The sequence below is a fragment of the Rhodopila sp. genome, assembly GCF_965277165.1.
Classification (GTDB): Bacteria; Pseudomonadota; Alphaproteobacteria; order Acetobacterales; family Acetobacteraceae; genus Rhodopila.
In genome coordinates this window covers 1,163,955-1,185,105 of the sequence record NZ_CBDICE010000005.1, presented here as the reverse complement: position 1 = coordinate 1,185,105, position 21,151 = coordinate 1,163,955, and the positions used below count along the sequence as shown (strand labels likewise).

General features: G+C 65.9%; 19 protein-coding genes. 10 read left to right on the top strand and 9 right to left on the bottom strand.

What is annotated here, in order from left to right:
• Positions 1 to 63: 63 nt before the first annotated feature.
• Together ACQY4Y_RS06170 and ACQY4Y_RS06165 are read right to left on the bottom strand one after the other, a co-directional pair.
• Positions 64 to 753 carry a class I SAM-dependent methyltransferase gene (locus ACQY4Y_RS06170; protein ID WP_428489672.1) on the bottom strand — a complete coding sequence of 230 codons (690 nt, stop codon included), beginning with the start codon at positions 751 to 753 and terminating at the stop codon, positions 64 to 66.
• A gap of 3 nt (positions 754 to 756) precedes the next feature.
• The gene (locus tag ACQY4Y_RS06165; protein ID WP_428489671.1) at positions 757 to 1,560 is read right to left on the bottom strand and encodes a hypothetical protein; all 804 of its coding nucleotides are present in this window, start codon (positions 1,558 to 1,560) and stop codon (positions 757 to 759) included.
• Here ACQY4Y_RS06165 and ACQY4Y_RS06160 point away from each other — a divergent pair.
• The 4 genes from ACQY4Y_RS06160 to ACQY4Y_RS06145 all read left to right on the top strand — a co-directional run bounded on the left by ACQY4Y_RS06160 (position 1,559) and on the right by ACQY4Y_RS06145 (position 7,170).
• Entirely contained in the window at positions 1,559 to 1,813 is a 255-nt protein-coding gene (locus tag ACQY4Y_RS06160; RefSeq protein WP_428489670.1) for a hypothetical protein, read from the top strand. The genes ACQY4Y_RS06165 and ACQY4Y_RS06160 overlap by 2 nt on opposite strands.
• A gap of 233 nt (positions 1,814 to 2,046) precedes the next feature.
• On the top strand, positions 2,047 to 2,559 hold the full coding sequence (locus ACQY4Y_RS06155) for an LLM class flavin-dependent oxidoreductase (protein ID WP_428490743.1): 513 nt from the start codon (positions 2,047 to 2,049) through the stop codon (positions 2,557 to 2,559).
• A 175-nt stretch (positions 2,560 to 2,734) separates the two neighbouring features.
• Positions 2,735 to 5,905 carry an efflux RND transporter permease subunit gene (locus ACQY4Y_RS06150; RefSeq protein ID WP_428489669.1) on the top strand — a complete coding sequence of 1,057 codons (3,171 nt, stop codon included), beginning with the start codon at positions 2,735 to 2,737 and terminating at the stop codon, positions 5,903 to 5,905.
• Positions 5,902 to 7,170 (top strand): efflux RND transporter periplasmic adaptor subunit, encoded by a 1,269-nt coding sequence (locus ACQY4Y_RS06145; protein WP_428489668.1) that lies wholly within the window; start codon positions 5,902 to 5,904, stop codon positions 7,168 to 7,170. The genes ACQY4Y_RS06150 and ACQY4Y_RS06145 overlap by 4 nt, the downstream gene beginning before the upstream one ends.
• A gap of 79 nt (positions 7,171 to 7,249) precedes the next feature.
• Here ACQY4Y_RS06145 and ACQY4Y_RS06140 read toward each other — a convergent pair whose 3' ends face one another.
• Positions 7,250 to 9,715: a GNAT family N-acetyltransferase gene (locus tag ACQY4Y_RS06140; RefSeq protein WP_428489667.1), complete on the bottom strand. Its 2,466-nt coding sequence runs from the start codon at positions 9,713 to 9,715 to the stop codon at positions 7,250 to 7,252.
• Between the two features lie 108 nt (positions 9,716 to 9,823).
• Here ACQY4Y_RS06140 and ACQY4Y_RS06135 point away from each other — a divergent pair, with 108 nt between their 5' ends.
• Both ACQY4Y_RS06135 and ACQY4Y_RS06130 read left to right on the top strand, forming a co-directional pair.
• Positions 9,824 to 10,783: an alpha/beta hydrolase gene (locus ACQY4Y_RS06135; protein WP_428489666.1), complete on the top strand. Its 960-nt coding sequence runs from the start codon at positions 9,824 to 9,826 to the stop codon at positions 10,781 to 10,783.
• A 142-nt stretch (positions 10,784 to 10,925) separates the two neighbouring features.
• Complete coding sequence (locus tag ACQY4Y_RS06130; RefSeq protein ID WP_428489665.1) at positions 10,926 to 11,510, top strand: N-acetyltransferase family protein; 585 nt, start codon at positions 10,926 to 10,928, stop codon at positions 11,508 to 11,510.
• A 13-nt stretch (positions 11,511 to 11,523) separates the two neighbouring features.
• Here ACQY4Y_RS06130 and ACQY4Y_RS06125 read toward each other — a convergent pair.
• A protein-coding gene (locus ACQY4Y_RS06125) for an IS630 family transposase (RefSeq protein WP_428490713.1) occupies positions 11,524 to 12,671 on the bottom strand; the annotation gives its coding sequence in 2 pieces (ribosomal slippage) (positions 11,524 to 12,212 and positions 12,212 to 12,671; 1,149 coding nt in all).
• Between the two features lie 323 nt (positions 12,672 to 12,994).
• Here ACQY4Y_RS06125 and ACQY4Y_RS06120 point away from each other — a divergent pair.
• Positions 12,995 to 13,657, top strand: coding sequence for a tyrosine-protein phosphatase (locus ACQY4Y_RS06120; RefSeq protein WP_428490742.1), 663 nt, complete (start codon positions 12,995 to 12,997; stop codon positions 13,655 to 13,657).
• Between the two features lie 77 nt (positions 13,658 to 13,734).
• Here the strand turns inward: ACQY4Y_RS06120 and hemC are convergent, their stop codons facing one another.
• The 4 genes from hemC to ACQY4Y_RS06100 form a co-directional block, all read right to left on the bottom strand.
• Positions 13,735 to 14,706 (bottom strand): hydroxymethylbilane synthase, encoded by a 972-nt coding sequence (gene hemC / locus ACQY4Y_RS06115; RefSeq protein ID WP_428489664.1) that lies wholly within the window; start codon positions 14,704 to 14,706, stop codon positions 13,735 to 13,737.
• 101 nt (positions 14,707 to 14,807) lie between these two features.
• A complete protein-coding gene (gene copM / locus ACQY4Y_RS06110; RefSeq protein WP_428489663.1) occupies positions 14,808 to 15,191 on the bottom strand; it encodes a CopM family metallochaperone in 384 nt (127 codons plus the stop codon).
• Positions 15,192 to 15,228: 37 nt separating this feature from the next.
• The gene (locus tag ACQY4Y_RS06105) at positions 15,229 to 17,550 is read right to left on the bottom strand and encodes a heavy metal translocating P-type ATPase (RefSeq protein ID WP_428489662.1); all 2,322 of its coding nucleotides are present in this window, start codon (positions 17,548 to 17,550) and stop codon (positions 15,229 to 15,231) included.
• Positions 17,547 to 17,678 carry a hypothetical protein gene (locus ACQY4Y_RS06100; protein WP_428489661.1) on the bottom strand — a complete coding sequence of 44 codons (132 nt, stop codon included), beginning with the start codon at positions 17,676 to 17,678 and terminating at the stop codon, positions 17,547 to 17,549. Before ACQY4Y_RS06100 ends, ACQY4Y_RS06105 begins: the two co-directional genes overlap by 4 nt.
• Positions 17,679 to 17,883: 205 nt before the next feature.
• Here ACQY4Y_RS06100 and cueR point away from each other — a divergent pair, with 205 nt between their 5' ends.
• Positions 17,884 to 18,351: a Cu(I)-responsive transcriptional regulator gene (gene cueR / locus ACQY4Y_RS06095; protein ID WP_428489660.1), complete on the top strand. Its 468-nt coding sequence runs from the start codon at positions 17,884 to 17,886 to the stop codon at positions 18,349 to 18,351.
• A gap of 113 nt (positions 18,352 to 18,464) precedes the next feature.
• Here the strand turns inward: cueR and ACQY4Y_RS06090 are convergent, their stop codons facing one another.
• Entirely contained in the window at positions 18,465 to 19,340 is an 876-nt protein-coding gene (locus ACQY4Y_RS06090) for an SAM-dependent methyltransferase (protein ID WP_428489659.1), read from the bottom strand.
• A gap of 341 nt (positions 19,341 to 19,681) precedes the next feature.
• On the opposite strand from ACQY4Y_RS06090, the gene ACQY4Y_RS06085 reads away from it, so the two are divergent.
• Together ACQY4Y_RS06085 and ACQY4Y_RS06080 are read left to right on the top strand one after the other, a co-directional pair.
• Complete coding sequence (locus tag ACQY4Y_RS06085) at positions 19,682 to 20,638, top strand: DMT family transporter (protein WP_428489658.1); 957 nt, start codon at positions 19,682 to 19,684, stop codon at positions 20,636 to 20,638.
• Between the two features lie 137 nt (positions 20,639 to 20,775).
• Positions 20,776 to 20,922 (top strand): hypothetical protein, encoded by a 147-nt coding sequence (locus ACQY4Y_RS06080; protein ID WP_428489657.1) that lies wholly within the window; start codon positions 20,776 to 20,778, stop codon positions 20,920 to 20,922.
• Positions 20,923 to 21,151 lie beyond the last annotated feature (229 nt).

The following is a 21,151-nucleotide window of genomic DNA, read 5'->3' as shown; positions in this document are numbered from 1 at the left end:
ACTGTGTCGGCTTCTGCACCAAACGTTCAGTACGATCTTAAAAAGTGCGGCTCAATGACTTAATCAAGGGTTCTCACTGAGAACCGCGGTGGCTTGGCCGAGTGCGCCGGACCCCGTGTCTGTTGAGCCATCAATGATGGTTTCGAGCTTTAGCCCGAGATGCGCAGCCCAGACTTCAATCACGTTCCGCTCGATGAACTGGTTGAGAGGGGGATTTTCTCCACCACGCTGCGTCCGAACTGTCTGCTCGAATATCGACCAGTGCCCCGCTTCGGCAAATTCCAGGAAAGAAAACACGATCCGGCCGCTGGGCCGGATCACCCTACGCATCTCTTCCAAATAAATGAAACTCTCATGGTGGAGCAGATGCGTGAAGACACTGAACGCACAGGCGATATCGACGGACTTGGACGGAATCGGAATTGTCAGTTCTCGGTTCAAGAGGAACCGAAATCCCGGCCGACATTTCGTCGCGGCGTAGTCCAAAAGCGCTTTCACTACGTCGGTTCCAACGTATTCACTGACAATGCCGCTGTCGCTCAGCGCCACGGCAAGCCGCCCGCTACCGCATCCGAGATCGAACACGGACGCACCGGGCCTCAGGCCGACGTGCCGCAGGATGCCTAGCTCTATGGCGCCAATCAGTCCGAAATGGCCGCCCACTGCTAGGGACATTGCCTCGTCGATAGGATAAGCGGCAGTTAAGGCGGTGACGTGACGCTCGTAGTCTTCGACAAAGTGGAATTTGGCCATCCGCTAGATCACGCGCGTTTCGCGCGAGCGCGGAAGGTATCTGTCGGAATCGGGGTCAAACCCTGGGGGAGGGCTGATATAAGGCCAAGCCCGTTCGATTCCGCGACAATCCGCTTCAAAGTTTCGCAGCATTCTTTGGTAGTTATCTGGTGCGCAAACTCGATCCTGCCTCGTGGTGTGGAAAATGATAGAATGCTCGGCAGAAGCCTTGGGATCATCTGCCGCGAACTCCCGCAACAAGTATAGGTGCACCATGATCGCTGAACAATACATTGCTTTGTTGGTCCGCCGTTTAGCTGGTTCAGTTTTGGGAGTTTGCCCCTTCGCGGTATCGACCACGATAGCTCCCATCAAATCGGCTCCGCGAGCGCGGCGAACCCGGATGTGGGCTGTCGGCTGAACGCTGACAGACACCCCTCCGATCTTGAGGGCAGGCGAGGGTGCCGCGAGTTCAAAATTGAGACCTGTCATGCCTAGGCCATTCAGGCTGCGTTCAAAAACATCTAGCGCTCGAGTCTCAAACGTGAGATTCTCTCGACGCTGCGGATTTACGGCAGCGTCACGTTCGCGCTCAAGGGTTTCTCGGCAGGATGCGAGGATGCGGTAATCATGCGTGGGACTGGCGAGATAGCGTGCAATCGCTCGGCGAATGCGATCGTGGTTCAGCGTTGGCGCCATCTTCTGATACTTCATGTCGCGAAGCAGCGTTTCGCGAGGCGCAGCGTCCGCAGCCATATACTCTCCAAACAACAAGACCGAACAACGCGAGCGCAAATTTACGCGCCACTTAATTGGGGAATCATCCATGAGGCATGTCCTTTTCTCGTCTCTGCTCCCTGATGGTAAGCAGGTATGCATTTCCCCCGTTTCGATTGACGCTTATGAGGCCAGTGAAGCGCAAGCGCTTGGAGATGACACTGGCTACTTCATTTATGAGTATGACGAGCGTCAGCCAGCAAGTGGCATAGAAATCCTAGGCAAAGCCGCATCCTACGAAGCCGCCGAACGCCTCGTTGATATCTTTCTGAAAGTTAAGCGACCTCTCGCATCCCAAGAATAACTGGCGCAAGCCGCTAGTGCCTAGCCAGCCGTGGAGCGATGCCCCACATCCCTAGTCCGGCCTGTAAGCGCATCATAGAAAACAGCAAACTATTCGTCGGATTTGGCAAGCCCCCTAGGCATACAATCTTTGGATAAGTCTGGAAGGAACCAATTCCTTCAAACTGAGACACTACCCTCTGGTCCGGCCCGGACGTCGCCTTCAAGGGCAAATACTAAACCGTCAACGCCAGGCTGTACGACCCACCGACCACCTCGATCCCGCTGCTGACGGCGGCCAACGGCAAGAAATCGATGCGCCTGGCCGGCCAGTATGGCGACGGACTGGTCACCGACCCGCTGTCCTGGCTGCAGCACAAATCCGAGTGGCGGGAAGCCGCCCGCGCCGCTGGCAAAAACCCCGACCAGATGCCCGTCCTGGTCGAGCAATACGTCGTCGTCGGCGACCGCCACGCCGCTGATCAGGCGGCTGAATTCTGGCGTTTCGGCCCCAGGGCTTTCAAGACGCTATACAACGTCCGAAGTCCGACCGAAATCCAACAGAAAGCCGACGCCGGCACGCCGCTCCCGGAAGTCCAGAAGTCATGGGCGATCGGCACCGATCCCGCCGTGCACATCGACAAGATGCGCCAGTTGTTTGACAGCGGAGTCAGCATCGTCAACGTGCATTCCGGCCAACCGGACCAGGCTCGGGTCATCGACTTCTTCGCCCAGCGGGTGCTGCCGGCATTCAAACAACCCGCGTAACTACGCTGGTTCCGCGCCAGCAGGCGTCGCAATCCGGCGGCCGCCTCCCTGGCGTTACAGTTCGCAACAATCCCGGTGCTGGACAGGATTTAATCCAGGCCGACGCCCGCCGTTCGGCTTGTGCTGCACCGCAGCACTTGCGCCCGGCGCCGAGGCCGCCACATACCGGTGCCAGATGGGTCTCGTCACATATGCGCTGAAGTTCCGCATCACGTTCTATGTGATGTCGATCCTGATCCTGCTGGCCGGGATCGGCGGCTACATCGTGATGCCGAAGGACGTGCTGCCCGAGGTCAACATCCCGGTGGTGACCATCGTCTGGACCTACACCGGCCTTGACACGCCTGAAATGGAAAAGCGGGTCACCACCTACACGGAATTCGCGCTCAGCAACAACGTCAACGGCATCCGCGACATGGAGAGCACGACGCTGCAGGGCGTCACCATCACGCGGATCTACTTCCAGTCCGATGTCAGCATCGACACCGCGCTGTCCCAGGTCACCGCATCCACCAACTCGATCCGCGCCGTGCTGCCGCCCGGCATCAATCCGCCGGTGGTGATGCGGTTCTCCGCCTCGACCGTGCCGGTGATCCAGTTGGCGCTGAGTTCGAAACAGGAGAACGAGCGCCAACTGTACGACTACGGCCAATACCGCGTCCGCCAGACCCTGACTACCGTTCCGGGTTCGACACTGCCGTCGCCCTATGGCGGCGCGCCGCGCCAGATCATGGTCGATCTCGACCTCCATGCCTTGCAGGCCTACGGGCTGACCGCGGCGGACGTCACCAGCGCGATGACCGCGCAGAACGTCACGGTTCCATCCGGCCTGGCGAAGTTCGGCGACAAGCAGTTCGTCATCCGGCTCAATTCGACGCCTGAGGCGGTGTCCGCCCTGAACCAGGTGCCGATCAAGGTCGTCAACGGCTCGCCGATCCTGATGCGAGACGTCGCCTATGTGCGCGACGGCGGGCCTCCGCAGCAGAACATCGTGCGCGAGAATGGTGTGCGCGGCGTGCTGCTGACCATCCTGAAGAACGGCAACGCCTCGACGCTGTCGGTGGTCAACACGGTGAAATCGCTGCTGCCGGGCATTCGCGCCGCGGCGCCGAAGGACATGCAGATCACCCCGCTGTTCGACCAGTCGGTGTTCGTCTCCGGCGCGATCAGCGACGTGATCCGCGAAGGTGCCATCGCCGCCGGGCTGACCGGACTGATGATCCTGCTGTTCCTCGGTTCCTGGCGCTCGACCCTGATCGTTCTGGTATCGATCCCGCTGTCGATCCTGACCTCGCTGGCGGTCCTTGCCGCGCTAGGGGAAACGGTCAACATCATGACCCTGGGCGGCCTGGCGCTGGCCGTCGGCATCCTGGTCGACGATGCCACCGTGGCGATCGAGAACACCTATCGGCTGCTGGAGGAAGGCAAGGACTTCCGCCACGCGGTGGTGCATGGCGCGGCCGGCATCGCCAAGCCGGCGCTGATCTCCACTCTGTCGATCTGCTGCGCCTTCGTTTCTGTCACCTTCCTGACCGACGCGCCGAAATACCTGTTCACCCCACAGGCGCTGGCGGTGGTGTTCGGCATGCTGGCGTCCTACGTGCTGTCGCGCACCCTGGTGCCGATCCTGATCGACGTGCAGGTCCGCCACGAGCGGCACGACCCCGATGCCAGCCCGACGGGCACTTTCGGCCGCATCCACGCCAGCTTCGAGCGGGGCTTCACTCGCTTCCACCGCTTCTATTTCGGCCTGCTGCACGCGGTGATCGGCCACCGCTTCATCACCCTGGGCGTGGCCGGGTCGATCATCGCCGGCGCCGCTGTTCTTTTCAGCTTCGTCGGCACCGACTATTTCCCCCAGATCGACGCCGGCCAGATGACACTGCACGTGCGCGCCCCGCCCGGCGTGCGCATCGAACAGGCCGAGGTGCTGTTCCAGAAAGTCGAGGATACCATCCGCCAGGTGGTGCCGCGCGACCAACTGGGCGATATCATCGACAATATCGGCCTGCCGGCGTCGAACTATAATTTCGCTTTCGGCAATGGCACCTTCGTGGCCTACAACGACGGCCAGGTGCTGGTCACGCTGAAGCCCGGCCACGACTCAACTTTTACTTATCAGAAACGACTTCGCGCGATCCTGCACCAGCGTTTTCCGGACGCGATCTTCTACTTCGAAGCCGCCGACATCATCACCCAGATCCTGGACTTCGGCGTGCCGTCGCAGATCGACGTGCAGGTCAATGGCCGTCACCCCGGCAAGGACCTGCAGACCGCCCAGGCGATCGCCGCCAAGCTTCGCGATGTCCGGGGGGCGGTCGATGTGCATATCCAGCAGATCACCAACGCGCCGGAATTCTTCGTCCAGGTCGATCGCCAGCGCGCCGCCGAACTCGGCCTGACCGAGCAGCAGGTCGCCGCCGACTTGAATGTGTCGCTCAGCGGCAGCTTCCAGGTCAGCCCGAATTTCTGGGCCGATCCGCAAACCGGGATCCCCTACCAGGTCTGGGTGCAGACCCCGGAATACCGCAATGACAATATCACCTCGATCACCAACACCCCGCTGCTGGTATCCGCCGCGACCGCCCCCGGACCGCGCGCCCTGCAAATGCTGTCTAACGTCGCCACACTGAAGCGCGGCACCGAGCAGACGGTGTCCAATCACGTCAACACTCAGCCGACCTATGATGTTTACGCGGCAGTGCAGGATCGCGACCTGGGCGGCGTCGAGGCCGATATCGACCGCATCGCCGCCGATCAGCAAAAGCAACTGCAGGCGCCGGACAAGATCTCGATACGCGGTCAGATCCAAAGCAAGGATCAGGCATTCCTGCACATCGGCATCGGCCTGATCGTCGCCATGGTTGCGGTTTACCTGCTGATGGTGATCAACTTCCAGACCTGGGGCGACCCCTTCGTCGTGCTCGCGGCGCTGCCGCTGGCGTTTTCGGGCATCGTCGCCAGCCTGTTCATCACCCAGACCTCGTTTTCGATCCCGTCGCTGATGGGCGCCATCATGAGCGTCGGCGTCGCCTCGGCCAATTCCATCCTGCTGGTCACCTTTGCCCGCGAGCATCGCGAAACCCACGGGTCTACCGCCGCCGAAGCCGCCATCGCCGCCGGCGAGACCAGGCTGCGGCCGGTGTTGATGACCGCCGGGGCGATGTTCGTCGGCCTGCTGCCGATGGCGATCGGTGTGGGCGAAGGCAGCGAGCAAAACGCAGCGCTGGCACGCGCCGTGCTTGGTGGAATTGGCGTTGGAACCTGCTCGACGCTGCTGTTCGTGCCGTTCCTCTATGCGTTGTTGCGGCGTGGCGAGGCCAAGCCGCTGGAAGATTACCTATGACCGCAACCGACCCGCCGCCGCCGCCGCGCAAGCGCGTCATTGCCTACGTGCTGATCCCGGTCGCCTTGCTGCTGGGGATCGGCGCCTACCGGCACTGGCGCACCTACGCCGACGCCGCCGAAACCCAGGCTCGGCAGGAGAATTTCGTCCCCGACGTGCGCACCGCCGCCGCCCAGCGGGTCGATACCCCAGTGCAACTGACCCTGCCCGGCCAGACCGAGGCGTTCGACGTCGCCAATCTGTATCCACGCGCCACCGGATACGTCGCCGAACGCCGCGTCGATATCGGCAGCCGGGTCAACGCCGGCGATCTGCTGCTGCGCATCGACGCCCCCGACCTCGATCAGCAACTGCGTCAGGCCGAGGCGCAACTCGGCCAGAACCGCGCCGCTGTGCTGCAGGCGCAGGCCCAGGTGCAGTCTGCTCAGGCCAATGCCAAGCTGGCCAACGTGACCAAGTTCCGCGAAACCACGCTGGCCGGACAGGGTTGGGAAACCAAGCAGAACGCCGACAACGCCACCGCCAATTTCTCGGTCCAGACCGCCGCCATCGACAACGCCGAGGCCGGAGTCGCGGTCGCCCTGGCCAATCTGAAGGCGCAGCAGGCCACCGTCGACCGGCTGGCCGCACTGACCGCGTTCGAGCAAGTAAAGGCGCCGTTCTCCGGCGTTATCACCGCGCGCAACGTCGACAAGGGCGACCTGCTGACCCAGGACAGCAGCGGCGGGTCGCCGATGTTCAGCATCGCCCGCGACGACGTGCTGCGAATCGCGGTCTATGTTCCGCAAAGCAGCGCGATCGGCATTCACGACGGCGTCGAGGCGCAGGTCACGGTGCCGGAACTGCCCGGTCGCGTCTTCCGCGGCAGCGTTGCGCGCAGCGCCGTGGCGCTGCAGGCAGCATCGCGCTCGATGTTGACCGAGGTCGATGTCGCCAACCCAGGCGGCGTGCTGCACCCGGGGCTTTTCGTCAACGTGGCATTCTCGATCCCGCGCCAGGCACCGGCGATCGTCGTGCCGGACGCCGCGCTGGTGTTCAACGCCGCCGGGCTGCAGGTCGCGACGGTGGGCGCCGATAGCCGGGTTCACTTCCAGAAAGTCACGATCTACCGGGATTTCGGCACCACCGCCGAACTGCGCGACGGCCTGCAGGGCGGCGAAAACCTGGTGCTCAGCCCGCCCGCCAACCTCGCTGATAACGCCAAGGTTCACGTTGCCAATCCGCCGTCGAAACCGCAACCCGGCCGCGAGACCGCCAGCCGTTGAAGCGTCGGCAGCTCTTGGCCGCCTTGGCCTGACGCCGGCTGTTCCACTCCCACCGATCGTAATCTTCAAAGTCCCAACGTCAAAGCGCCAGCGTCGCCTCGATGATCTCGGGATCGTCGGGCAGGCGGTGCAGGCTGAAGCCGAGCTGGCGGACGAACGCCAGCATCGGATGATTGTTGGCCAGGATCTGTCCGACCACCCGCTTCAGCCCGCGGCTTCGCGCCCAGTCGATCAGCCGCCGCATCAGATCCGACGCCAGGCCGCGGCCCTTCATGTCAGCCTGCACGATCACCGCGAACTCACCGGCCTCGCCGTCCGGATCGCAGGCCAGGCGGGTCACGCCGACGGTTTCACCGGTGGCGTCTTTGATGGCGATGAATGCCATCTCTCGATCGTAATCGACCTGGGTCAGCCGAGCGGTCATTTCCGGCGAAAGTTGGCGCATCGCGCTGAAGAAACGATAGCGGATGTCCTCGGTCGACAGCCTTGAGAAGAAGGCGGTGTGGGCGGCGGCGTCTTCTGGCCGGATCGGGCGGATGGTGATGAGGTCAGCCGCGAACTGGCGATGTTGGGTCAATTCCGCCGGATAGGGAGCGATCGCCAGCCCCCGCTGCGGCTCGTCCGCACGGCGCAGCCTGATCCAGGCGTCGACCGCCATAACCCCACGGGCATCGACGAATAGCGACGGCGTCTCCAGCACGGCGATTTCGGGGAAGTCGACGATCACTTGGCTGATCCGCACCAACACCCCAGCGAGCCCGTCGCTGCTGACCGGGGGGCGATCGCGCAGCGGAAGCCCCAGCATCGCCCCGCTGCGGCAGCGTTGGATCAGCGCCTCGGCCAGCGGCAAATTCAACGGCGGCAGATCGACCGCTCGGTCAGCGGGATTGGCGGTGGTGCCCCCAGCACCGACGCTGATCGCCGGCCCGAACGTCGCATCATCGGCGACCCTGGCCGCGAATTCCCGCGCCCGGCCGACGCAATGCTGGACCAGCAGTTCGGTGTTCGCCTTGTGCCGAGCCGCCAAAGCCTGGGCGGCGGTGATAACCGCGGCTGCGTCGTGCAGATCGAACACCAGGCTGGCAGGCGGGCGATCGGCCGGCGGCGCGCTGTCGCGCAGCTTGACCACGGCGGGAAATCTGACCACCTGCGCGGCCGCGGCTGCATCCTGGGCACTGCCCGCGACACGGGTGGGGACTGTCTGGATGCCGTAGGCGGCCAGGACGTCGAGCGCTTGGTCCTGGGTCAGCGCCAGCCGGTCCTGCGCACGGGCCTGGTCCAAAATGCGGCGCACGCGGCGCCGGTCCGGGGTCAGGTCGAGCACGGAGCTGGGCGGCATTTCGCGGGCGGCCTCGCGGTTGCGGCGGTCGCGCACCAAGTGATCGAAGCCTTGCACCGCCTGGTCGGGGGTGGCGAACACCGGCAGGCCTGCTCGCGCCAGGGCGATGCGATGCGCCGCGCCGGTGGTTTCGCCCATGGCGCAGACCAGCAGCGGTGCCGACAGCGTGCCTGGTGCTTCGCACAGCCTGGCGATGGCGGTTGCATCCGGGGCGCCTTGCGGGGCGTGGACGGCCAATACGCCGCCGATATCGGGCCGCGCCGTCAACGCAAAGGCGGTTGCGGCCAGGTCGGCCGAGGCGACCGAGGTGATGGCCTGATCCGGACCCAGTTGCAGACCCTGGCGCAGGACGCTGTCGGCCGCCAGGCGTCCGGCGCCGATGGCGTTGCTGACGATCGCCAACGTGTCGCGGCGGGCCGGTTTGGCGCGCGACAAGGTCTCGGCGGCGGCCAGCAGGTTCTCCAGCCGCTTGACCGAGAGCACGCCGGCGCGGCGCAGCGCCGCCTCGAACGACAAGTCGGCTTCGCCGTCATCGTCCAGCATCCGCAGCCCGGCGCGCAGGGCAACCACTGGGCGCAGCCGGGCCGCAGCGCGGGCGGCGGACAGGAATAGGCGATGGTTTTTGATGCGGCGGATGTCGAGCAGGATGGCGCCGGTGCCGGGATCGCGCGACAGCCAGTCCAGGGTGGCGCCGAAGCCGATCCCTGCATTGCCGCCAAGACCGACGATATGGCTGAACCCGACCCCATTCGGTCCGGCCCAGTCAATCACCGTCCGGCAAAGCGCCGAGGATTGCGAGATCAGCGCCAGGCGCCCCGGTGGCGGGGCAATGTGGGATCGGCTGGCGTTCAGCCGCAGGCTGGGCACCGCGAGGCCGAAGGAATACGGTCCAAGGATTCCGACTGCGGTGCGGGCGGCGTGGCGGGCGAGGTCATCGGCAGCACCGGGGACGATGGCGGCGAAGCAGTTGGCCTGGGCCAGCGCGGTGATCCGCGGCCCGATCTGATCCGGCGGAACGGCCAGCACCGCGAGCGAGACGTCCTTGACCAGCGTTGTGTGAATCTCACCGCTAAAGCCGCCGAGCACGAGGTTGGCGAGGATCTGGGCACCGGCACCGGCATCCGCGCCGATCACGGCGACGGATCCAGGTCGGAACAGCGCGGCCGGATCGAACCGGCCGGCGGTATGGAGGCGAGGAACGGTCATGCGGCTCCGATACTGTCGCGCGCGGGCATAAGGTCACGGTAGGGGTCGTTGGCAAGTTGCGAAATGCGCTATCGTCTGCGGGTCGCAGCTTCACGGAGGGCGAACACAATGTCGGATCGATCGCGCTGGGACCCCGAGATGGCCGCTTTCACCGCTGAACAAGAGCAGGCAGCGGCGGCCTATCCGGCGGTCAGGGCGGAGCTTCCGCTGGCGCCGCATCGCCGGGTCAACGATCTTCTCGGACTGCGAACGGCGGTCGACGGCCCGGTGATGGCGGACACCGCGGATCGCTTTGTCGAGGCTCGGGGACGGCGGATTTTTTGCCGCGTGTTCCGGCCGGTGACCGATCGGGTGATTCCGACGCTGGTGTATTTCCATGGCGGCGGCTGGGTGTGGGCGAACGTGGATACTCACGACCGGATGACGCGGGAATACGCCGCGGCCGGCCCGGTGGCGGTGGTCAGCGTGGATTACGCGCTGTCCCCGGAAGCGAAGTTTCCTCAGGCGCTGGAGGAATGCGCCGCGGTGGTGCGGTGGGTCCGCCAACATGGCGCGGAGTGGGGGCTGGACCCGACGCGGGTGTTCGCGGGTGGGGATTCGGCCGGCGGCAACCTGGCGCTGGCGACGGCGCTGCTGCTGCGCGATACCGGCGGCCCGGCCCTCGCCGGCGTGCTGGCGAACTATCCGGTCAGCGATGCTCGGTTCGATACGTTCAGCTATCAGGAATTCGGCGCCGGAGGGTTCGGGCTGAACACCGAGCGGATGGCGTTCTACTGGAGCGTCTATGTGCCGCACGACATCGACCGGCTGCACCCGCTGGCGGCGCCGTTGCGGGCGGATCTGGCCGGGCTGCCGCCGGTGATGGTGCTGCTGGCGGAACTGGACGTGCTGCGATCCGAGGGCGAGGCGCTGGTGGCCAAGCTGCGCGCCGCCGGGGTGGCGGTTGAAACCGAGACCTTCGCCGGGGTCGTGCACGGCTTCCTGCGCGCGACCGGTTCGGTTGCCAAGGCGCGCGATGCGGTGGCGATGGCCGGGGCCTGGATGCGGCGGGTCGGCGAGGCATCATGAGCCCACAGGAATAGCCTTTCGCTCTGGCGTCCCGGTGAGCTTCCGCTTGTGCCCGGCGCAGGCCATACGTTATAATATGGTATCGGTTTGGTCAGCACGGCGCCCGCCCCACGCGGCGTCCCCTGTAACGAGGGTCAGTCGGATGTACGATCAGTCATTGCCGCGCACCGCCGCGCACCCAAGCGACGTCTCGACCGATATCGACCCGGCCGGCTCGCCAGATATCGTGGTCCGCCGCCCCGGTGAGGCCGACATCGCGGCGCTGGCGGCGCATTTCTTCGAGATGCAGTCGCACTACAACTGCCCGGTGCCGGATCCTGTGGCGACCGAGGCGGCGGCGTTGATGTGCAAGCCGCCTACCGGCGCATTCGACCCGCGTGTGCTGATCGCGACCGCCGGCGATGCAGTCGTCGGCTCGCTGGTAATGAACGTTACTTTTCCGGCATATGCCTTGACCAAGGCGCTGTATATCCGCGACCTGTATGTGGCGAAGGCGGTGCGACGGCGCAATGTGGGACGGATGCTGGTCACGGCGGCGACGCGCCTGGCGGTCACTGAGGGCTTCTCCGCGGTCGAATGGACCACTGATTCAGCCAACAAGGCAGCCCGCAAATTGTATGAATCCTGTGGTGCCAGGCAGATCGATCGAACCTACTTCAGCGAGCGACGCGGGGTCGCCCGTCAGGTGGCCGCCGACCGCCGCAAGCCCCGTACGCCGGCGGCCTAGTACTTCGAGTCGTTCATAGTGCGGGGTACAACCGCTTCAGCTTGACGCGGGCATCGGCGGTGGTGAACTGCCAGTCGGCTTTGACATGTTTCTTGTTACGGCTGCCCTCCCATGCGGCGACTTCCTCGGTCAGAGTTTGCTTGTCCGCGATCCGCCGATCGAGGCACTGACCCGACAAGGCGCTGAGCTCGGATTCAGCCATATCCAGCCAACTGCCGTGCTTTGGCGTGTAGTGCCATTCGAACCGCTCCACCAGCCGGCGGGCCTCTGCGGCGGGAAAAGCCTCGTAGAGCGACGCCGGCTTGTGGGTATTGAGATTGTCTTGCATCAGCACGATTTTCTTCGCCTTCGGAAAATTCATGTCGGCTATGGCTTTGAGGATCTGAGCATAATCCACGGCCGTGTGGCGATCTGTCACCTCGACATGGCGCCAGCCTTCCAGGGGGGCGAAGATCATGAACAGATTAGCGGTTCCATTACGCTTATACTCGTAATCGTAGCGTGCCGGTTGCCCAGGCCTGCCAGCGATGGCTACACGCGTTTCGGCGACCAATTGTTTCGAGGTCTCGTCCACGCAGACCACAGGATACTCTGGATCGTGCGGCCTCTGATAAACCTCAAGAACGTCCTCCATTCCGGCTACAAAGGCGGCGTTGGCGTCCGGCGGGATCACCCATTGCTTTTGTAGATGCGGCTTAAGGAGGTTTTTTTTAGCGTCCGCCCGATCGTGTTGTCGCTGGCGCGGTCGACGATCTTCAGTTCGACAACGTGCTCTTCAAGGAGTTGTAGCGTCCACCGCTTGCGACCCTTCGGCGGGTCGGAACAAGCCAGCGCGATCAGTTTAGCCTCGGCGGCTCCGTCGAAAATGCGCGGTCTGGCCGAGGCTGGGGAATGCTTGCGGACCAGAACGGCCTCGAACCCCTCTTCCACCATTTGCTGGCGGGTCCGTGCGACCGTGTCGACGCTGGTATCGAGGGCTGTTGCGATTTGTCTGTCGCTCCAGCCGTCGCCCGCTTGCGCGCTGTCGGCCTTCAACAGAATGCGGGCCCGGGTCAGTTGCCGGGCCGGGTGGTTGCCCGCGTGGATCAGCGTGTTGAGGCGATCCCGCTCCTCTTCGCTGAGCTTCACCACATACCTTTTTCCAGCAAGTCGTTCCGCGATCACGAAGCATCTCCGTCGTTGCGGAACTATCGATTCGAAGAATGGCCGCGAAATCAATGACAGGAGGTACTAGCCTGGTACCAGATCGCACAGGCACAGGAAGCGCCGCACGCCAGGTGCCCGACGTTTTCTTGTTCTAACGTCATGATCGTCCGGCGCAACCACGTGTGGGACTTCAGCGCAAAGAGGTCGGCGCGCCAAATCGGCGACCGGGGCGCCTGACCGTTCGGCCTCCATGCGCGAACATGGCCTTGATTGCCCCGCGCCGCCGCCCATGCGCATATGCGCTTTCCGAAGGCTTGGCGCGAACCCGCATGGACTCCATCTTCAACGGCGACCTGACCACCGGCAAGGGCCGAACCGTGGCCTGGATCGACTCGCTGTTCGTCGACCACGCGGTGTTCCGCCTGGCGTGGGGCAATCTGGCCACGGTGGTTCCCGGCAAGATCTACCGCTGCAACCACCCGACTCCGCCACGGTTGCGCCGGATGACGCGGCGGCTCGGCCTGCGCACCCTTGTCAACCTGCGCGGCAAGACCCAGAGCGGTTCCGATGCACTGTCACGCGAGGCGGCGCGCGCGCTCGGTCTGGATTTTCATGACATGGCGTTCGACAGCCGCGGCGCGCCGCAGCGCGAGCGCATCCTGCGTTTTCATGATATCTACCGATCCATGCGAACACCGGCGATCATGCACTGCAAGTCCGGCGCCGACCGGGCCGGGCTCGCCGCCGGGCTGATCGTGCTGTTCGAGGGCGGTCGCGCGGCTGATGCGCTGCGCCAATTGTCGTGGCGTTTCGGTCACGTCAGGCAGGCCAGGACCGGCATCCTGGATGCCTTCTTTCTGCGCTTCCAGCGCGAGGGAGAGGCTCGCCAGCCATTCCTGGACTGGGTGCGGGAGGACTACGACGCAGCCGCGCTCAAGCGAGATTTTCACGCCAACGGCCTGGCCAGCTTCATCAACGACTGGGTGTTGGCGCATGAGTAACGAAGACCGTTCACGAACCGCTGCGCGGTAGTCCGGCAGCTATTGATTGACGGAGTGCGGCTGTCGATCAGTGCCGGTCAGCCGGCGAAAACATCGGCGGGCGCATCGGCTCGCAGACCGGCTCCCAGGTCGGCGCCGATGCGCAGGGCGTCGGTCGGATGGCCCGTCACGCTCCGTTTCAGCAGATACGATCCGTCGGCGCGGGCGACGACCGCGGTCAGCGTCAGGCTGTCGTCCGCCAGCAACCGGGCATAGGCGCCGATCGGTGTCCGGCAGGACCCGTCGAGCGCCGCCAGCACGGCCCGTTCGGCCGTGGCCGTGGCGCGCGAGGTGGGGTCCTCGATGGCGGCGAGCAGATCAAGCAGCGCGGCATCGTCGGCACGGACGGTGATGCCGACCACACCTTGGGCAGCCGACGGAACCATGATCGCCGGATCCAGCGTGACGGCGCCGGCAATCTCGACCCCCAGCCGGTTCAGCCCGGCCAGGGCAAGCAGGCTGGCCTGGCAGATTCCCTCGCGCAGCTTGCGCAATCGGGTCTGCACGTTGCCGCGGATCGAACTGACACGCAGGTCGGGCCGCAGGTGCAGCAACTGGGCCTGACGGCGCACCGAGGACGTGCCGACCAGTGCGCCACGCGGCAGCGCCGCCAGCGGGTCGGCGGGATCGGGCGCCCCGCAGCTATCGCCGAGGATCAGCACGTCGCGCGCATCCTCCCGGGTCAGCACGCAGCCCAGCACGATGCCGGCGGGAAGCTCGGTTTCCAGGTCCTTCAGGCTGTGCACGGCGCAGTCGATGCGGCGATCCAGTAACGCCTCGTGGATCTCCTTGGCGAACAGGCCCTTGCCGCCGATGTCGGCCAACGGGCGGTCCTGCACCGCATCGCCGGTGGTGGCGACGATCACCTCCTGTCCCGGCGGCGCGTTCGGGACCGCGGCGAGCAGATGCAGAAAACCCCGCGTCTGCACCAGCGCCAGCGGCGACCCGCGGGTGCCGGCGCGAAGTGGCGCGTGGGATAAGGCGCCGGGCACGGCATCGGACGTGTTCATCCCGCTTGTCTAAAGCAAGTGCGACATCGCGGGAATGCCGAGGCGGGCGAGGTAACCCCGCAACGGCGCGCGAGGCGGAACCGCGCCTGGCCTGCCGGAACTCAGTGGGCGGCGGCGTGCCTGGCCTGCCATGCCTGCATCTGCGCGATTTCTTTCTGCTGCGTCGCCACGATGTTTTTGGCAAGGGCCAGCATCTCCGGATCCTTGCCGTATCGCAGTTCGACCTTCGCCATGTCCACCGCGCCCTGATGATGCGGCAGCATCCCGGCGGCGAAGTCGCGGTCGGCATCGCCGGTCATCGGTTGCATCATGCCGCGCATCATCTTCTCGTCGGCAGCCTTGAAGGCCTTGGATGCCGGGCTGGTCTCGCCGGCCGCCGGCGACGTCATCGTTGCGGCCCCAGACGGAGCAGCCGTCGGCTGAGCGGTCGCAGCGACCGTCGCTGCCATCACCAGCCCAAGTGCGGCATAGAGCGTTGTCTTCATATTGATTCCTTCCAAACAGAACGAGCAAGCCGGACGGTCACAGCGCGGCGGCCCGCAGGCGAAGGGCGTTGGCGATGACCGACACCGAACTCAGCGACATCGCCAGGGCGGCAACCACCGGACTGAGCAGGATACCGAAGGCCGGGTAGAGAACCCCGGCGGCAATCGGGATGCCGACGGTGTTGTAGGCAAACGCGAAGCCGAGGTTCTGGCGGATATTTCGCATGGTCATGGCGCTCAGGCGTCGGGCACGCGCGATCGCCGCCAGATCGCCGCCTAACAGGGTGATGCCGGCGCTCTGGATGGCGACCTCGGTGCCGGTGCCCATGGCGATGCCGACATCGGCCTCGGCCAGCGCCGGGGCATCGTTGACCCCGTCGCCGGCCATAGCGACGATTTTGTGCTCCGCCTTCAGTTGCCGGACAATACGGTTCTTGTCGGCGGGCAACACCTCGGCGTGGACGTCGGCGATGCCCAGGCTGCGCGCCACCGCATCGGCGGTCGTGCGGTTGTCACCGGTCAGCATCACGACGTGGATGCCGCTGCTTTTCAGCGCGTCGATGGCGGCCTGGGTGGTCGGCTTGATCGGGTCGGCGATGGCGATGACACCGGCGGCCCGGCCATCGACGGCGGCGAACAGGGCGGTGGCGCCGTGCCGGCGCAGCGTCTCGGCGCGCGCTTCAAGCTCACCCAAAGTCACGCCCTGGTCGGCCATCAAGGCGGCATTGCCCAACGCCACCCGGCGGTCGCCGACGCGGCCGGTAACGCCCTTGCCGGTGACCGAGGCGAAGTCGGTGGCCTCGCTGATACTCAGATCGACCGCCGCGGCCACGATGGCCGCGGCCAACGGGTGCTCGCTGCCGCGTTCCAGGCTCGCCGCCAGCGCCAGCAGGTCGTCGCGCTCGATCCCCGGCGCGGTGACGACATCGGTGACCCTGGGTTTGCCCTCGGTCAGGGTGCCGGTCTTGTCGATCACGATGGTATCGACCCGTTCCAGCCGCTCCAGAGCTTCGGCCGATCTGACCAGCACCCCGGCCGCGGCGCCCTTGCCGACGCCGACGCCGATCGACATTGGCGTCGCCAGGCCCAGCGCGCAGGGGCAGGCGATGATGACGACCGAGACGGCGGCGACCAGGGCGTAGGCCAGCGACGGCGCCGGGCCCCAGATCGCCCAGGCGGCGAATGCCAGCACGGCTACGGATAGCACCGCCGGCACGAACCATCCGGCCACGCTATCGGCCAGCCGCTGAATCGGTGCTCTGCTGCGCTGAGCCTCGGCGACCATGGCGACGATGCGCGACAGCATGGTATCGGAGCCGAGCTTTTCGGCCCGCATGATCAGCGCGCCGGTACCGTTCACGCTGCCACCGATCAATTTTTCGCCGAGCCGCCTGGTGACGGGCGTCGATTCGCCGGTGACGATGGATTCGTCCACCGCGCTGGACCCTTCCAGCACCTCGCCGTCCACCGGGATAGCGTCGCCGGGGCGCACCCTCAGCCGGTCGCCGGGCCTGACCTGATCGATCGGGATTTCCTCGTCCCCACCGGTATCGGCCACGCGCCGGGCGGTCTTGGGCACCAGGTTGAGCAGGCCGCGAATGGCGTCGCCGGTGCGCTCGCGGGCGCGCAGTTCCAGCACCTGGCCGAGCAGGACCAGGACGGTGATGACGGCGGCGGCCTCGTAATAGACCGCGACGCTGCCGTCGGCGCCGCGGAAGCCGGCGGGGAACAGTCCGGGCGCGAACGTCGCGGCCAGGCTGTAGATGTAGGCGGCGCCGGTGCCCAGGGCGATCAGCGAAAACATGTTCAGGTTGCGGCTGACCACTGACGCCCAGCCGCGCTGGAAAAACGGCCAGCCGGCCCACAGCACGACCGGGGTGGACAGGAAGAACTGGATCCATATCGAAATCCGCGGCGGGATCAGGTCATGCAGGCCGAGGCCGGGGATATGGGCGCCCATCTCCAGCACAAATACCGGCGCGGCCAGCACCAGGCCGATCCGGAAGCGGCGGGTCATGTCGATCAGTTCGTGGTTCGGCGGCGCCTCGGCGGTCGGCTGCAGCGGTTCCAGCGCCATGCCGCAGATCGGGCAGCTTCCCGGACCGGGTTGGCGGATCTGCGGGTGCATCGGGCAGGTGTAGAGCGCCCCAGGGACCGCCGGGGCTGGCGACGATGCCGGTTCTTGGGTCAGAAACCGGGCCGGGTCGGCGGCGAATTTTTCGCGACATCCGGCGCCGCAGAAGTGAAATGTGGTTCTCCCATGCTGCAAGCGATGCCTCGACGTTGCCGGGTCGACCCGCATCCCGCAGACCGGGTCGGTCACGCCAGCCGGGTCGGTCACGCCAGCCGGGTCGGTCACGCCAGCCGCGTCGGTGGCGCCAGTCGGGTCGGTGGCGCCAGTCGGGTTGTTTGCGACAGCCGCTGGCGCCGCGCCGGCGTGGCCGGTGACGCGGCATGGTCGTGATGGTCGGCTTGGTGTCGGTCCACGGCAGGTCTCCTTGCCGGCCGCCGAGATGGCGGCTTGGCCGGGACATGGGGCTTCCCATCGTGGCAAGGTCAAGGCCTTGGAGAGATGCCGGGGGCGAGGGCGAGCCAAGGCAGCAAGCTCACACCAGGGCAAGCTCGCTTGTCGGCCGAACAGGTCTTGACCTTGCCATGATGGGAACCCTCATCAGTCGCTAGGAGAGCGCGAATGAACATCGGCGAGGCGGCCAGGGACTCGGGGATCACAGCGAAGATGATCCGCTATTACGAAAGTGTCGATCTGATCCCGCCGGTGCAACGCACCGGCGCAGGCTATCGAACCTACGATGAGCGGGATCTGGACACGCTGCGGTTTATCCGCCGGGCGCGCGATTTCGGTGTGCCGATGGATCGGGTGAAGCTGCTGGTCGGCCTGTGGCAGGACAAAAACCGGCCCAGCCGCGAGGTGAAGGCGATCGCGCTGCGTCAGGTGGCGGAACTGGAGGCCAGGATCAGCGAACTACGCGCGATGAAGGACGCGATGGCCGAACTGGCCGACTCCTGTCGCGGCGACGGACTGCCCGACTGCCCGATCCTGCGCGACCTCGAGGGCTCATCCCCGGCGCCGATCCATGCATCGCCGGCTGCGCGACCGGCTGTGGCCGGGAAGCGTCTCGCGCCGCGCCGCACCGCCTGAGCGCGGGTCGCGGCCTGGGGCCGTTTGCGGCGGCCGGCGGTCATGGCGCGGGAACCGCGCGATACGCCTTGGCCCCTGGGCGCCTTGGGTAGGTTGCGTCACCGGTCGGCCCTCTAATCGGCGCTCTTGGCGATCATCTCGACCGGTGCCACCACGCCACGCTCCAAAAGGCTCGTTAGGTTGGCGATCTTGCGCCCCGCGCTTGCACCCATGGCGATCCCAGGGCCCAGCGGCGGCGGGCCGGAGGGCGCCGGTCGCAAAGAGGCCGATCCTGCCGACGGCGGGCCCGATGACCCCCGGCCGTCGCGGGCCGCGGCCAGCGATTCCAGCGCGAAGCGGGCCCGGTTGCGTTCGGCGATGATGGTGAAACCGGCTTCGGTCAGGGCCTCGCGGTAAGCCTCGGCCGGCTCGACGAAACTGGTGTCGGGCCCACTTGCCCACGGCAGCGGGAAATCCAGCGCCCCGAGGCCGCAGCGCATCACGTCGTAGATCGCGAACAATGCGCCGGGCCGCAGCAGGCGGTGCACGCTTTGGGTCAGCCCGCGCTTGTCGGCGATGTTCATGCCGACATGCAGCAGTGTCGCGCGATCGAAGCTTGCCGCGGGGAACGGCAATGCGGTCGCGCCGCCCTGCCGGAAGGCGACCCGGTCGGCTAATCCCATCCGATCGGTCAGATCGACGGCGAGGTCGACAAATTCCTCCGACAGGTCGATGCCGGTGACCCGACAGCCCGACATCGCGGCAAGTTGGCGGGCCGGGCCGCCCAGGCCGCTGCCGATATCCAGCAGGTGCATCTCCGGTGTCAGGCCAAGCTGGGCGGCCAGATCGCGCGTGGCCCGAACGCCGCCGAGGTGGAACTCGTCGGCCCCCATCAGATCAGCCGGTTGCAGCCGCGCGGGGTCCTTTCCCATCGCCGTCGCCGCCGCGAGCAGCGTCTGGAGCAGAGTGCCGTGGCGGTAGTGCAAGGCAACGTCTTGGTCGGTGGTCATCGAAACCCGCTCCTGGTCGTTTTCCGCAATTCGGCCCGCAGCCTGTGGCGCGGCCGCCCCTCCGGGCACCGGCTTCGCCCTTCCGGCCTTGGCGCCCCGGTCGGTTGACCGTGGGCGTCTGTTGGGGATTGCGCAATCAGGAGCCATCGTGGGGATTTCCGATTCATGGCGGAGGTCATGGCTGCCGGAAGCGCCGCCGGGACCGGGTCCAAACCGCGCGCGCCGGAAAGCAAGCCCCACCGCGTCTGGCTGACGCATACGGGCCATTCCGCTTGGGCACGGCTTTGACTGGGCTGGATGGGCTAGCGTTGCGCTTCGGCAGGAGCACGTCCGGGACCAAAATGAACGCCCCGTCCACCGCGTCGCAGCGCGCGATGTTCGTCTTCATCTGCTTCGTCTGGGGTACCACCTGGCTGGCGATGAAGGTCGGTATCTCGACCATTTCTCCCGGCGTGTTCGCCGGCCTGCGCTGGACCCTGGCCGGCGCGATCATTCTGGCATTCCGCGCCGCACGCGGCCAGCGGGTGATGCCGCCGCCGCGGCTGATCCCAAGACTGCTGCTGGTCTCGGTGGTGCTGATCACGTTGAACCAGATCACCCAGTTGTACGGGTTGAAATACATCACCGCCGGGCTGGCGGCGGTAATCAGTTCGGCGCTGACGCCGATCGCGTTGCTGGTGTTCGCGGTCGTCGCCGGGCAAGAACGGATCAACTCGCGACAGGCGGCGGCGATCGGTCTGGGCGTCGTCGGAGTGGCGATGCTGTTTGGCCCTGCGGCGATGGCCGGCACGCTGGACGGGTGGCAGGTGATCGGCGCGGTCGGCGTCACCGTCGGTGTGCTCTGCTACACCGCCGGATCGGTGATGACGCGGCCGATGATGCGAACGCTCGAACCGGTGCAGTTGGCCGGCCTGACCGACCTGATCGGCGGGCTGGTGCTGCTGGTCTCGGCGCTGGCGGTCGAGCCTGGAGCGTGGCAGTCGATGCACCTGCAATGGGGCTGGCCGGCTTTCCTCGGCTGGCTCTATCTGCTCATCGCCGGGTCGCTGCTATCCACCACGATGTACTTCCTGCTGGTGCGCGACTGGGGGGCAAGCCGGCCGGGAACCTATGCCTTCATCTCTCCGGTGATCGCGGTGGCGATCGGCTGCACGCTGTTTGACGAAAAGCTGGATTGGGGAGAAGCCATCGGCATGTTGCTGATGCTGGGCGCCGCGGGGCTGGCGCTGCGTCCGGCGCGCGGGTCCCCGGTGCCGCTGCCGCGGCCAACAGCGGCTCCGGTGCTCAACGAGGGGTAGAACCCAGCCGTCGGCGGCGCACGCTTCGGTCGGCGCCGAACCGATCGGCGGCGATTTCCGATCCCCGCGCCCGCATTGTCGCGGGCATAGAAAACACATCATTCGGTGCTGCCGTCCTGGCGACCAGCCTGGCCTTCGTGCTGGTCCAGCTCGACGTGTCGATCGTCAACCTGGCGTTGCCGACCATCGGCGTTCGGCTGCAGACCGGTGTGACCGGACTGCAATGGGTGGTGGACGGCTATGCGGTGGCGTTCGCCGCGCTGCAGCTGTCCACCGGCGCCTGACTGACCGCATCGGACCGCGGGTCATGTTCACGGCGGGGCTGGGCGGGCCATGGATGTGGGCGCCGTCATGCAGCGCCTCGGGGTTCGCGTTTCTCAAAACAACTATACCGAAGAAGTAACTTACTGACAGGCGACGCGGGCCGCACCTGCCAGCGAACCAGGCTGTGGCCGGCGACGAGGCTGCAGCCCGACGCTTCCGTTTCGCCTAGGAAAATCCGCGCCACCCCGA